At 61.0% G+C, this 12,895-nt stretch carries 15 protein-coding genes; 9 read left to right on the plus strand and 6 right to left on the minus strand.

The annotated features are described in order from the left end of the window. Positions 1–6 precede the first annotated feature (6 nt). From THIVI_RS01835 to THIVI_RS01865, 7 genes are all read left to right on the plus strand, one after another. Positions 7–2,187, plus strand: a complete 2,181-nt coding sequence (locus tag THIVI_RS01835; RefSeq protein ID WP_014776952.1) for a chemotaxis protein CheA — start codon at positions 7–9, stop codon at positions 2,185–2,187. Positions 2,188–2,190: 3 nt separating this feature from the next. Next, on the plus strand, positions 2,191–3,264 hold the full coding sequence (locus THIVI_RS01840) for a protein-glutamate methylesterase/protein-glutamine glutaminase (RefSeq protein WP_014776953.1): 1,074 nt from the start codon (positions 2,191–2,193) through the stop codon (positions 3,262–3,264). Beyond that, positions 3,265–4,008, plus strand: coding sequence for a flagellar motor protein (locus tag THIVI_RS01845; RefSeq protein ID WP_014776954.1), 744 nt, complete (start codon positions 3,265–3,267; stop codon positions 4,006–4,008). 9 nt (positions 4,009–4,017) lie between these two features. Further along, a complete protein-coding gene (gene motD / locus THIVI_RS01850; RefSeq protein WP_014776955.1) occupies positions 4,018–4,932 on the plus strand; it encodes a flagellar motor protein MotD in 915 nt (304 codons plus the stop codon). A gap of 34 nt (positions 4,933–4,966) precedes the next feature. Then, positions 4,967–5,449 (plus strand): chemotaxis protein CheW, encoded by a 483-nt coding sequence (locus tag THIVI_RS01855; protein WP_014776956.1) that lies wholly within the window; start codon positions 4,967–4,969, stop codon positions 5,447–5,449. Positions 5,450–5,524: 75 nt separating this feature from the next. Next, positions 5,525–5,926, plus strand: a complete 402-nt coding sequence (locus THIVI_RS01860) for a hypothetical protein (protein ID WP_157174337.1) — start codon at positions 5,525–5,527, stop codon at positions 5,924–5,926. Between the two features lie 15 nt (positions 5,927–5,941). Beyond that, positions 5,942–6,394, plus strand: a complete 453-nt coding sequence (locus tag THIVI_RS01865; protein WP_014776957.1) for a DUF2802 domain-containing protein — start codon at positions 5,942–5,944, stop codon at positions 6,392–6,394. Positions 6,395–6,402: 8 nt separating this feature from the next. Here the strand turns inward: THIVI_RS01865 and THIVI_RS01870 are convergent, their stop codons facing one another. Both THIVI_RS01870 and fliK read right to left on the minus strand, forming a co-directional pair. After that, on the minus strand, positions 6,403–6,720 hold the full coding sequence (locus THIVI_RS01870) for an EscU/YscU/HrcU family type III secretion system export apparatus switch protein (RefSeq protein ID WP_014776958.1): 318 nt from the start codon (positions 6,718–6,720) through the stop codon (positions 6,403–6,405). Further along, positions 6,717–8,168 (minus strand): flagellar hook-length control protein FliK, encoded by a 1,452-nt coding sequence (gene fliK / locus THIVI_RS01875; RefSeq protein WP_041446772.1) that lies wholly within the window; start codon positions 8,166–8,168, stop codon positions 6,717–6,719. The genes THIVI_RS01870 and fliK overlap by 4 nt, the downstream gene beginning before the upstream one ends. Before the next feature lie 253 nt (positions 8,169–8,421). Here fliK and THIVI_RS24385 point away from each other — a divergent pair, with 253 nt between their 5' ends. Then, positions 8,422–8,787 carry a hypothetical protein gene (locus THIVI_RS24385; protein WP_041446773.1) on the plus strand — a complete coding sequence of 122 codons (366 nt, stop codon included), beginning with the start codon at positions 8,422–8,424 and terminating at the stop codon, positions 8,785–8,787. A gap of 43 nt (positions 8,788–8,830) precedes the next feature. Here the strand turns inward: THIVI_RS24385 and THIVI_RS01885 are convergent, their stop codons facing one another. The 4 genes from THIVI_RS01885 to flgA all read right to left on the minus strand — a co-directional run bounded on the left by THIVI_RS01885 (position 8,831) and on the right by flgA (position 11,489). Further along, on the minus strand, positions 8,831–9,589 hold the full coding sequence (locus THIVI_RS01885; protein ID WP_014776960.1) for a flagellar brake protein: 759 nt from the start codon (positions 9,587–9,589) through the stop codon (positions 8,831–8,833). Positions 9,590–9,614: 25 nt separating this feature from the next. Then, positions 9,615–10,172 (minus strand): flagella synthesis protein FlgN, encoded by a 558-nt coding sequence (locus THIVI_RS01890; protein WP_083845669.1) that lies wholly within the window; start codon positions 10,170–10,172, stop codon positions 9,615–9,617. Positions 10,173–10,177: 5 nt separating this feature from the next. After that, a complete protein-coding gene (gene flgM, locus THIVI_RS01895) occupies positions 10,178–10,585 on the minus strand; it encodes a flagellar biosynthesis anti-sigma factor FlgM (RefSeq protein WP_157174339.1) in 408 nt (135 codons plus the stop codon). A gap of 157 nt (positions 10,586–10,742) precedes the next feature. Continuing rightward, positions 10,743–11,489: a flagellar basal body P-ring formation chaperone FlgA gene (flgA, locus tag THIVI_RS01900; RefSeq protein WP_014776963.1), complete on the minus strand. Its 747-nt coding sequence runs from the start codon at positions 11,487–11,489 to the stop codon at positions 10,743–10,745. A gap of 431 nt (positions 11,490–11,920) precedes the next feature. Here flgA and THIVI_RS01905 point away from each other — a divergent pair, with 431 nt between their 5' ends. After that, positions 11,921–12,844, plus strand: a complete 924-nt coding sequence (locus tag THIVI_RS01905) for a chemotaxis protein (RefSeq protein WP_014776964.1) — start codon at positions 11,921–11,923, stop codon at positions 12,842–12,844. Positions 12,845–12,895: the final 51 nt, after the last annotated feature.

Below are 12,895 nucleotides of genomic sequence, written 5' to 3' on the forward strand. Positions count from 1 at the left end.
TTTTGCATGGCAATCGATCCGCAAGACGAGATTCTTCAGGATTTCCTGGTCGAGGCGGGAGAACTGCTCGAAGCGCTGAATGAGCAACTGATCGATCTGGAGCAAAACCCCGAAGATCGAGATCTTCTGAATGCGGTCTTTCGCAGCTTCCATACGATCAAGGGTGGCGCGGGGTTTCTGAACCTCAACTCGATGGTGGTCATCTGCCACCATGCCGAGGACGTCTTCAATCTTCTGCGGAACAATCAGCGCAAGATCGAGCCCTTCCTGATGGACACCGTTCTGCGTGTTCTCGATGTGCTCAATGTCATGTTCGGCGATCTGAAGTTAGGCAACGAACCGGAACCCGCGCCCGATCAGTTGATCGAGGCCCTGGCGAAACTGGCGGTTCCCGGTGCCCCCTCGCCCGCGCCGGCGGAAACGGCGCCCGTGTCCCCGGTCATACGGCCAGAGGCGACCGTGCGCGAAGCCATTCCGACGCCTGGCGCGCCGAGGTCGGCCCCTGAACCCGATCCAGCCAAAGGCGGTGCCGAACGCGCGGATTCGAATGTTTCGGACGACATCACGGAAGCCGAGTTCGAGGCACTGCTCGACATTATTTCTGGAACAGACAAAGTCGTCGCCGACGCGCCCGACGCGCCCGACACGCCCGACGCGCCCGACGCGCCCGACGCGCCCGCTGCGTCAGCGCCCACGCCCGAATCCTCATCCAGCGATCTGATCACAGCCGATGAGTTCGACGCGCTGCTCGATCAGTTGCACGGGCAGAGAGCGGTGGAATCCCGGGCGGCTCCAGCCGCTTCCCAGCCATCCGCGCCAGAGGTTCTGGCGCCGAGTCCGCCCCGCTCCCCGACCGTTGGGGATCGGTCGGTGAACTCCGTCGATGCCGCCGCCGCGTTCGGCGAGAAAGAGGATGCCGCGGTTTCGTCTTTAGCGAAGAACGCGCGAGGGACTGCGGCCGGAGCCGGCGCCGAAACCTCGGTACGGGTCGATACTCAGCGACTGGACGAGATCATGAACCTGGTCGGCGAACTGGTGCTGGTGCGCAACCGCATGAGCATGCTGCGCACCCGCACCATGGACGAGGAGTTGGGCAAGGCGATCGGCGCCCTGGCGCTGGTGACCGCCGACCTGCAAACGGCGGTGATGAAGACCCGGATGCAGCCGATCAAGAAGGTCTTCAGCCGCTTCCCGCGCGTCGTGCGCGATCTGGCGCGCAGTCTGGGGAAGGAAATCGATCTGGAGATCTTCGGCGAAGAGACCGACCTCGACAAAAATCTTGTCGAGGCTTTGGCCGATCCGCTGGTCCATTTGATCCGCAACGCCGTCGATCACGGGGTCGAGTTGCCCGGTGCGCGCGAGGCGCATGGCAAGCCGCGCAAGGGAACCATCGTGCTGGGTGCCGCGCAGGAAGGCGATCATATTTCACTGATTATCCAGGATGACGGACGTGGCATGGATCCGGTGGTGTTGCGCCGCAAGGCCGTCGAGAAAGGGTTGCTGGAACCCACGATGGCCGAGCGCATGAGTGATCGGGATTCGTTCAATCTGATCTTTCTGGCCGGTCTTTCGACCAAGGACGAGATATCCGACGTCTCCGGGCGCGGGGTCGGCATGGATGTCGTCAAGACGCGCATCGCCCAGCTCAACGGTACGGTCGAAATCGACTCGGAGATCGGACGCGGCACCAAACTGACAGTCAAATTGCCCTTGACCCTGGCCATCCTGCCCGCGCTGATGGTGATTCTGGATGGACGTCGGTTCGCGATTCCGCTGGCGTCGGTCTCGGAGATTCTCGATCTCGATCTGACCCGCAGTCACTTTGTCGACGATCAGGAAGCCATCATGGTGCGCAGCCATGCCCTGCCGCTCTATTACATCGGGCGCTGGCTGCATCCAAACCGACTCATCGAACCCAAGACCGAGGCGCATGTCGTCGTGGTGCATGTCGCGCAGCGCAAGGTCGGGCTGGTCGTGGACGGACTGGTCGGTCAGGAAGAGGTCGTGATCAAACCGCTGGGCCGCGGCTTGCAGGGCGTCCCTGGGTTGGCGGGCGCGACCATCACGGGCGACGGCGGAATTGCCTTGATTATCGATGTCCCCGAGCTCTTGCGGCTCATGGGCCGTCCAGGGTATGGAGGACGCGGTTCGCGAGCCGTCCGTCAGTTGGCGCAAGCGGGAGCCTGAGCGATGGCGCTTCGAGTCGTCGTGGTCGATGATTCCGGATTTTTTCGGAGACGGATCGTCGAAATTCTCAACGCCGACATCGGGATCGAAGTGGTCGGAACCGCCGCCAACGGTCTGGAGGGGATCGAGGTCGTCAAGCGTCTGAACCCGGACGTAGTGACCATGGATATCGAGATGCCCGTGATGGATGGGATTACCGCGGTTCGTCGTATCATGGCGGAATCCCCAAGGCCGGTCCTGATGTTCTCGACGCTGACGACCGAGGGCGCCAGGGCGACCCTGGATGCGCTGGATGCGGGTGCGATGGATTTTCTCCCCAAACGCTTCAGTGAAATCGCCAAGGACGAGGATGCCGCCAAGGTGATGCTGCGCCGTCGTGTTCGTGCATTGGCCCGCACCCGGCATCAGGCGCTCAGCCGTCCCGCGGCCCGGGAGCGGCCGTCGACGCATGAGCCCGAACTGACGGCACCCTCCGCGCGGCGGGCGCCGGTCAGCGCCACTCCGCTGCATTCATTGCGCGCTGTGCTTATCGGTACCTCGACCGGTGGTCCGGTCGCCCTTCAGGAAGTGCTGAAGGTACTGCCGAAAAGTTTTCCCTTGCCGATTATCCTGGTCCAGCACATGCCCGCGAGCTTCACCCCGGCATTTGCGGAGCGTCTGAACAATCTCTGCCAGATCGAGGTCCGCGAGGCGGTTTCGGGTGATGTGCTGAAACCCGGCTGCGCGCTCCTTGCGCCAGGCGGTCAGCAACTGGTGCTGGAAGGGGGGGCGCAGACCCGTGTCAGGATCCAGGAAAATCCGCCGGGAACCATTTACAAGCCGAGCGTCGATATCACCTTTCAATCGGCGGTCACTGCGTTGAAATCCCAGGTGCTCGCCGTGGTGTTGACCGGCATGGGGGCCGATGGCCGCGAAGGGACACGGGCATTGCAAGGGCAGGGCGCCCATGTCTGGGCACAGGATGCGGCCAGTTCGGTCGTGTTCGGCATGCCGGCGGCGGTGATCGATGCGGGTCTTGCGGATCATGTCCTGGCGCTGAAGGATGTGGGGCCGGCACTGGTAAAGGGTTTCTGCTGAATGGATATCCTAAGCGTGGCCGGGATCCTCCTGGGTCTCGTCGCCATCCTGGGTGGCGCGGTCGCGAAGGGCAGCAGTTTGGGGGCACTCTGGAATCTGGCCGCCTTTGTCATTGTGATCGTCGGAACCCTGGGGGCCACGCTGGTGCAGACGCGCGCCCCGATCTTTTTGCACGCCTTCAGGATCGTGCCCTGGGTGTTCATGCCGCCGAGCCTCAATCCGCGATCCATGATCGCACGCCTTGTCGAATGGTCCCATCTGTCGCGCAAGGAGGGTCTGCTGGGACTGGAAGATCAATCGGAAGTCGAGGCCGATCCCTTTGTCCGCAAGGGACTCCAACTGCTGGTCGACGGAACCGAGCCGCTGGCGTTGCGGCAAATCCTGGAAGCGGATCTGGACAACCGCGAATCCTTCGATCTGCAGGGCGCCAAGGTGTTCGAGAGCATGGGAATCTATTCGCCGACGCTCGGGATCATTGGCGCCGTCATGGGATTGATGGCGGTCATGCAGAATCTGGCCGATCCCAGTAAGCTTGGGCATGGCATCGCGGCGGCCTTCGTCGCGACCATCTACGGCGTTGGACTGGCCAATTTGCTTTTTCTACCCATGTCCAACAAACTCAAGGGAATCGTTCAGGCACGGACAAATTATCAGACGATGCTGCTCGAAGGGTTGATTGCGATTGCCGAGGGTGAGAATCCGCGCCATATCGAAAACAAGCTGAACGGCTTTATCCAGGGCTGACAACCGGTCATGGCGAGGCGAAAAACGCGCGAGGAACATGGGAACCATGAGGCATGGGCGATCCCTTATGGCGATCTGGTGACCCTCCTGATGGCCTTTTTTGTCGTGCTGTATGCCGTGTCCGTGGTCGACGCCGGCAAATACCGCGTCTTATCCAACTCGCTGGTCGAGGCCTTCGGCTCGCAGGTGCCGGTGGATCCCATCCAGATCGGGGAACCGAGTTTTGCGCTCAATCTGATGAACGACGACGTGCATCGTTCGCTCGTACCGATCGAAATCGAGAGCGGCGCCGCATCCCGACAAAGCGAAATCGCCATCCAAAATCTGTTGTCGCCGACCGATGTCGCCATCGAGAATGTACTCGATTTGCTTGAAGGCGAGGAACGCGCGCGCATTCTCAACGAAATCGGGGAGATGTCCGAGGAGATCGAGTCGTCGCTGGGATCGCTGATCCAGGATGACGACATTCAGGTGACGCGCAAACCCTACTGGCTTGAGATCGCGATCAACTCCAATCTCCTGTTTTCGAGTGGATCCGCGACGCTGGAAGCGGTAGCGCGTCCCGTGCTCAAGAACGTGGCCGCGATCCTGGCCAAGCGGGACGCGCGGATCCATGTCGAGGGCCACACCGATAATTTACCGATCAGCAATTCGACCTATCCGTCCAATTGGGAGCTGTCGTCTGGTCGCGCCGCGACGGTGGTGAACCTCTTCGCCCAGAATGGGGTCGATCCGGAGCGGATGGTCGCGATCGGATACGCCGAATTTCAGCCACTGGCCAGCAATGCGGCGGAACCAGGGCGGGCGCGGAATCGTCGTGTCGCGGTGATCGTGCTGCCTGGCCCGCCTCCACGCGCGGGCAAGGCCATCGAACCCGAGCGGCTACGAAGCGACTACGAAGCCGGGATCGGACGAATTCAATAATGATGGGTTTCGCAATGAACCGCGCGAGGATGTAATGACCGCAGAAGACACGAACGTGAATGGCAAGGGAACTTCTTCGTCGTATGTGACGTTCAGTCTGGAGGACGAGACCTACGCCATCGATGTATTACAGGTACAGGAAGTCCTGAAGCTCACCGAAATCGCACCGGTTCCCGGTGTGCCCGATTACATTCTCGGCATCATCAATCTGCGTGGCGACGTGGTCACCGTTATCGATGCCCGCCGGCGCATGCTGCTCCCCGAGCGCGCGCCCGACGATGCCTCCCGGATCGTCATCATCGATGTCGATAATCAGAATGTCGGCATCCTGGTCGATTCGGTTGCCGAGGTCGTGCGGATACCGCCGGATGCGGTCGATCCCGCGCCCGCGGTCGGTAACGATCAGACGAGCCGCTTTATCCTGGGCGTCAGCAGTACCGAGGAGGGACTGACGATCCTGATCGATCTCAATAAATTGTTGTCCGACGATGAGTGGGCGGCGATTCGCGAACGTTAGCCGTTCCTCCGCGGCAGTTGCACCGGCGTCATCGTGTCGTCAGCCCCGGCGATGCGGAACGCCCAGGAGATTTCCATGCGCGACTTGATCGGGCCGCTCCGGCCAGTCCAGCCGCAAACCTCCTCGCGGCCATCGGGCGACGAGCAGGATCGGAGCTTGGCGCGTCAGGTTACCGCGGCTCGCCCGCGAAAGAATCGTGGCGATCTGCGTGATCGGCAGCGTCGCTCGGGTGAACGCCGTCAATTCGAGCGTCGCTCGGTCGAGCGTCGCGCGGACGAACGCCGTCTGGACTCGCGTCTCTCGGAAGAGCGGCGTCTGGAAGAGCGGCGCTCGGACGAACGGCGGGCCGGGGAGCGGCGTTCGACGGAGCGGCGTTCGTTCAAGGGTCGATTGGGTCGCAGCAATGGAAAGCGGGAATCTGGGCCGCCATCGTCGTCGACCGAAAGACGCCGAGGATTGATCGATGACTATGCCTGAACGAACGCGTGTTGAATGAACGAAAATCTGCTGTTTGGTGCGGTCCTGGCGCTTTTTGTCCTGATCCTCCTCGCCATGCTGATGGCTGGCGTTGCCCTGAAGTCCATCTCGACTCTGCGGCGCCAGATTCGGGAGATCCGACAGGATCATCAACGTCAAAATACGTCGCTTCTGGCATTGCATGGGGCTATGAAGATGATCTCCGAGGATGTGATCAGCCATGGTCAGGCGCAGTCCTCGGTCAGGCGAACCCTCGAACATCTGGCCGATCAGCAGAACGAGATGCGTCTGCGCGATGTCGACGATGGACTCTATCCCCAGGCCATCCAACTGATCCAGGAGGGACGCGGCCGCGAAGAGGTCCGTAAACTCTGTGGCTTGACAGACTCCGAGGTCGGTCTGCTGTTCAGTCTGCATGGCCAGGGGCTCGGTGTCGGAGCGAACTCGACAGCTTCAACGCGACGTTGAGCTGTGCCTTATTCCTGTTGCGCCGATTCTCGATCGAGAAGTGTCGGTTTGCGCGGGTCAATCCCTTCTAGCATGAAAATAAAGGCGAGGACTTCGGCAACCGCGATGTAGAGGTTCCTGGGGATCTCGTCGCCGATCGGAATTTGCGCCAGCGCTTCGACCAGAATCGGATCGGATTGCAAAGGAATCCCCTGTTCCCCGGCGATGCGCAGAATTTCCTCGGCGGTGAGTCCCTTGCCCGCAGCGGTGATGCGAGGTGCGTTCAGGCGATCCCATTGCAGCGCAACGGCCTGTGGGACGGCGTCTTGACGCTGGTTTTTCGTCATGCCCGCTCGCTCACCATGGGCGGGCGCCGGGCGGGTTGCGTGCCGCCGCCGGGCCGATGGCTTGCGTGCAGGCTGACGACCTCGATCTTTCGGTCCAGCAACTGTTGACGCAAGGTCTCCAGATGTTCTCGCAGGATGTCGGCGCCGGTCGCGTTCTCTGCCTGAAGACCCGCATTCAGCCGATCCGAGCGAAGACTCAGATTGATCGACAAAGGACCCAGGCGGGGTAAATTCAGCCTGATCCGCATGCTCCAAACGTCGTCCTCGGATTGATCGCCGCGGTTCTCCCGTCGAATATCGGCTTCCAGCGCCGTTAAACCCGACGGTGTCTTGAAGGGTAATTCCAGGATCCATTGCGGCTGATCGGTTCCCGCTTCCAGGCTTCGCAACTGTTGAGTCACCACGTGTTTAATCATGGCGTCGACTTCCTTGGCCAAGATCTCTGGCGCGGTCGTTCGCGAGTGAGGCGTTTCGTCGTGAAGGCGAGGCGAGGCTGGAGGCGGCTCCGGCGCGACTGATCGGGCTTTAGGAGAGGCGGGGTCTGGGGGCCGCTCCGAATGGTCCGCGCTGTTTGGCTTCGTCGGTACCGGGGGTAAGGCGTTCGGCGAGGTTTCCGCTGGCACGACGACGGTCCGCGTCTGCGGCATCGGTCCCGAGGACGATGGCGACGGCGACTGATCGACGGTGCGGAGCTGCTCGGCGAGACGCTGCAATTGCGCCTTGAGATCGAGCGAGCGATCGCGGGCGCACGCGGGGTGCGCGTTCGTTTGCGCCATCAGCGCCTCAAGCCAGATGCCGGATTGCGTCATCGCGGTGTACCGGCGCTTCGGAGCGATCCGTTCCTGTGGCGTGGTGGAGCGGGATGGAAGGTTAGGAGAGGGGGGCGGGGCGGTCCCCGGCGCGCGTACTTGGGATTGTGCCGGACGCGCCGCTGGAAGAGTCGACCGATCTGCGAGGCGTGGCAACTGTGCCTGGAGATCGAGCGAGCGATCACCGACGCGTGCGGGGTTCGATGCCTCCCGCGCCACGAAGAGATCAAGCGAGCGCGCGGATGGCGTGAGCGGGCGCTCTGGGGCGATCCGTTCCTGTGGCGTGGCAGGGCTGGATGGAAGGTTAGGGGAGATGGGCGGCCGCGCCGGATTGCCGACAGGCTCGGCCGGTTTTGGGGGCAGGGCGGTCGGTGGGGCACTCTCCGAAGCGAGTGACTGAAGTGGTGCCGGACGCGCCACTGGAAGAGTCGACCGATCGGCGAGGCGGATCTGTTCGGCGAGGCGCAGCAATTGCGCCTTGAGATCGAGCGAGCGATTATTAGAGTCTGCGGGGTGCGCGGTCGTCTGCGCCACCAGCGCCTCAAGCCAGATGCCGGATTGCGCGATGGCGGAGGACAGACGCTTCGGGTCGACCAGATCCTTCGTCGTGGTCAAGCCTCCAACGAGGGTTTCGATCATGCGTTGGGTTGCGACAATCGTGGTGGATGGCTCGATCGTTCGCTGGATTGCGTCAGTCCTTGGAGACGTCTCTGCCGGCGGCCGGGCGGGGCATCCATCGGGACTCTTCAGTCGAGCGACCCAACCCTGAAGCGTGGTCGTGAGCGGCCGGGATTGAGGAAGGTTTTGGCGGAGTTGAACATCCAGCCATTCGCGCGATCCAGCGGCCGGGGATGCAACCTTCGGAGCCGGGGCCGGTTCGGTCCGCGTTCCGATGCGCAGGATCAGCGTTGGGCTGACGGAGACAACCTCCGCCTTCGTGCGTAAGGCATCGACGGACGTCGAGCGCGTCTCGGTCATCGTGTCCGCTTGGCGCGCTGGCGGTTCTGGCAAGGGCGCGGTCAACTGGACGCGCGTGGTCGCCGACCAGGGCGCGTTGCCTTCCAGGGGGCGCAGGCGGGCCTCGATGAGCGTCGAGGAAAGCCTTTGCGCCAATTGGATTTCCAACGACATTCCAACCTTGAGGGAGAGTGGGGGGCCGGAATTCCCCGTCTCGGAAACGTCCGCTCTAGCGGACGGATTGAGTGCGCTGTTTCGTCCGGGCAAGACCGATGGGATAAACTCGCTCATGGACGCATGACTCGGCTCTGCGGTGCGCGCGCGAGACCTGGAGAGGGATGCCGCTAAATCCCCGCCCTTCTCGCCTCGCGCTGATAGTAAAGCGCTGCGCGCATCAGAGATCTTTCGACCTGAGGATCGAGATTGGCGATGACAAAGCCAGCGGAGAGGGCGCCGGGCCTTGGAGATGGTCGCAGGTTGACCAACACCGCTTCGCCGGACAGCGTGCTTCTCAGATCCGGTAACTTCATTCCGATGTACTCGAATCGTGATCCGAGTTGCGTTCGATCAATATCGGTTTCGTTTAATTCCACGCAAAATCCTTTGACCGAGAGGTCGATGATCTGGGCGCTGAACGCGTTCTCCGATTCCTTGTGCTGGAGTCTGACACGGCGTCGATCATGAAGCGGGAGATGCACCCGAAAAATGCCGCGTCTCTGCAGAAAGCTGATTTCAGTTGGATATTGTCCGACATACAAAGGCCGCCCATCTTCGATCGGAACCTCGTCGATGGTTATCGAGAAGCGAATCGCGATGCCGCGTAGACTGACATGAAGATGGATACGCTGACCTGGGCCGAGCCGAGCGTGGTCCTCGACTGGACCGGAGAGATCTAGAGAGAGTCTTGTGCGGGCCGTATCGAGTCGAATCAACACCGATTCGTACAGAGGGCCGTCGGGATCCATCCGTACCCCGATCAGTACCAGGTGACGATGGATATCGTCGAGAATTGCTGAAATGCGGTTGGGTGTCGTCACCAATTCACCGTGGGCCAGGTGTGCTCGGTCAACCCCGATTTGCTGGCCTGAGAGTGCCTGACTCAAGATTCCGAATCCTGCGTTGTCTGCATTAGGCTTGGCTGAAGGTGCGGCTGCGTGGAGTTGTCGATTCGGTGCGTCCACGTGGATTATAGGTCGCCGAGGTGCCATCGTCACCAATTAGGATGCGTAGCGACGTGGCGACGCGTTTGCGGCCGCGCTCGATCAAGCGTGCATTGGAGCGATTCATGCCATCGCAGCGGGTACTGGATTCGCGCAGAATCGACCACAGACCGAGAAGCTGGCCGTCGTCGCCCACTCCGGCGAAGAACTTCGTCATGCCGACCGGCGTGAAGGGGTGATGAGCGAGTGCAACCCATTGCTTTTGAAGGAGCGTTTCTTCTTCGAGTCGCGCGACCAAGTCCCTTTTGCTGGCGAGAACCCGTAGCAGCGAATCGCTTTCCCGTGTCTCGATGGCGCGGGTTTCCTCCAGCATCGCTGCTTCCAGGTCACCCATCAGTTGAATCGACAGCTTCAGCGATTGGGCAAACTGGGCCGCGGTATTGGGGAGCGCCAGGTTGGGGTTTGCACGATCCATTTCATTCAATCTCTCAGAATGGCGACGGTCGACCGGAAACGCCCGGCGCATCGAAGTCAGGCCAGCAGGCGCTCGAATGCGAGCATCCGATCCGCCAGCCGCTGATTGTCGATGGAATAGCGGCCTTCGGCAATGGCGACCGTGAGTTCCGCGACCTTTGCTTCGTTGATAGGAACATTGTTCGCTTGATCGCGCGCGGCACTCATAATCCGGGCGGTTTGCGTGAGTGTCACGGGCTCGCCGATCGCGCCGGGCGTATTCGGGGTGGACGGCCTGTCGGCGGTTGACGTCACGCGCGGCTTGACCCCCGAGGGAGAGCCTTCGGTGCGGAGGTTGCCGCCAGTCAGGTTTTTAATGTCCATGGGCTTAATCCAGGTCGGTTCGGGCTTGCCTTGTTTAACGGCCGGATGAAAGAGAACTGTAGAGGCATTCCCACGGCGGATTAAATATCCCGCTTCAGCCACGTTTGCGACGACGTTCGTCGGTTTGCGTGGGCTGATGCGATACCGAAATGGCCTGTGCCGCGTCTGACAGAGTTTAAGGCGATTTCTGAAGAAGTTTATACCAAATTGATGGACTCAGGACGAACGGGAAATCGGTACAGTCTTTTCCGGAAATTGCCTAAAAAGCGGTTCGGATCGCTCCCGAAGGTTCCACATAGCCTTCCACGATGCGCTTAGAGGATTTGTTGCGCACCCGAATGCGCTGTCCGACCGTCCCGGCTTCCAGCGCCTCGCCTTTCATCCTGACCGTCAGTCCGGGTCTGGCCGAGAACAGGGTGACTTGTTGACCACGCTCGACCAAGGTCCGCTGGGTCACATGGGCGTCAATCAACACCTGCTCCGGAACCAGCGTTCGTCGCGCCTCCAGGCCAATGATTGGGGCCAGTTCCTGGAAATACCCTCTCGCGAGTTGCGATGTCTCCATGCGCTTCAGCCGCACGTCGGCGGGTTGAATGACCTGTTGGCGAGAGAGCGGCCGCGCGACGGTCACAACCTCCGTATAGCGCTCCACGCGAAACGGTACAAAGATGGACCAGGCGACAGGTTCGCTGCAGCGGACATTGACCGTGCCGTTTCCTCCCGTGCGGGCGCCCGGCGCAAGCTCGGAGCTTGGCGCGCGAGCGCAGCGCGCCAAGCGGAGCCGGCTATCCAACTGACCGATCTCGATGCGCGTCTCGACGCTGGCATCCGTATTTAGCGAATCGGTCAGAAACGCACGCGCCGTCTCCAGGATACGCTCCAGCGGTTCGCTCGGTTTGTCTGCCGCGCGGATGGTGCCGGCGTTCAGCGTCGCCAATAGAATGACGGTCAAGGAAAGCAGTCGGCGCAAGGCGTGATCGATCCGATGCGGTCGGGCGTGAGACATGGCGAGTATCCTGCGTGATGTGTTTGACAATCGACAAGCAGGAAATGCGCCTTGCCTTGCGGAAGCCTGGGTTCCTGGCTGGTACAATCCAGTCCACCCGCTAAGCTATCATGCTGTTAGACTTGAACCACGTCTAAACCGCGCCCGGCGCGGTAGGCGATGTTTTATGGATTGAATCGACCCCGGAAGCCTCCATGATCGTCGGAGCTGGCGCGGTTTAAAATGTTTAAAAATTAAATCGTTAAACCGCGTCAACGCCGACATCGCAGATGGATGCCAACTTGGCTGACCGCTCAAAACGACGCATACCGTACCGGACGCGGTTTAGCATGAAATGCGTTGTTTTCGAGTTGGATCGGCCTTGCATGAGCCAACCGGCGTCGCGGCGGACGCGGTTTACGTGATGGTCAATTTCGATCTGGAGACGTTGGATGAGTCAGTTTATTGACGATATCGATCAGCGCACCCGCATGGTTGGGCAGAATCGCATGGAATTGCTGCTGTTTCACCTGGGTGGCAAACAGATGTTCGGCATCAATGTCTTCAAGGTTCGAGAGGTGATCGCCAAACCCACGCTACGACACCTTCCCGGCTCCAGCCCGACGGTTCGCGGCGTGGCCAACATTCGCGGCAGGACGGTTTCCGTGATCGATCTGGCGCTGGCGATCGGCTTTGCCGCACGACCGATCGACGATGATCGGGACGCCAAGGTGATCGTCACCGAGTTCAACCGATCGGTCCAGGGTTTCTGGGTGTCCGCGGTGGATCGGATCGTCAACGTGAATTGGGAGACGGTCAAGCCGCCGCCACGCGGAACCGAGCGTGAAAGTTATCTGGTCGCGGTCACCGAGGTGGACGACCGGTTGGTCGAAATCATCGACGTCGAACGCGTGTTTGCGCAGATCAATCCGCTCAAGTCCGATGTCTCCGACGAGGTGCAGAAACAGGCCGCCATCCTGCCTCATGATCGTCGGATCCTGGTCGTCGACGATTCGCTGGTCGCGCGCAAACAGATCGAGCGCGCCATCATGGAACTGGGCTTTCGCACCGAAACCCGTTCCGATGGTCGAGCGGCGCTGGAGTATCTGGAAGAGCTGGCCGCCGCGGACATGGTGGAGTCGTCCATCGAAATGGTCATCGCAGACATCGAGATGCCGCGCATGGACGGGTACACCCTGACACGCAAGATTCGCGAACATGGCAAGCTGAAGGATCTGCGGGTGATCCTGCATTCATCCTTGAGCGGCCAGTTTAATCACGACATGGTCAAGCGGGCTGGCGCCGACGATTTTCTGGCGAAGTTCGACCCGGACGAGTTGGCGACGACGGTGCTCAAGTATGCGAAGAAATCCTGATGAACGCAGGCTGTCGCAACCGACCTCGATTTCCAGATCACTCCTAAGGTT

Source organism: Thiocystis violascens DSM 198, from assembly GCF_000227745.2.
GTDB classification, from domain to species: Bacteria; Pseudomonadota; Gammaproteobacteria; order Chromatiales; family Chromatiaceae; genus Chromatium; species Chromatium violascens.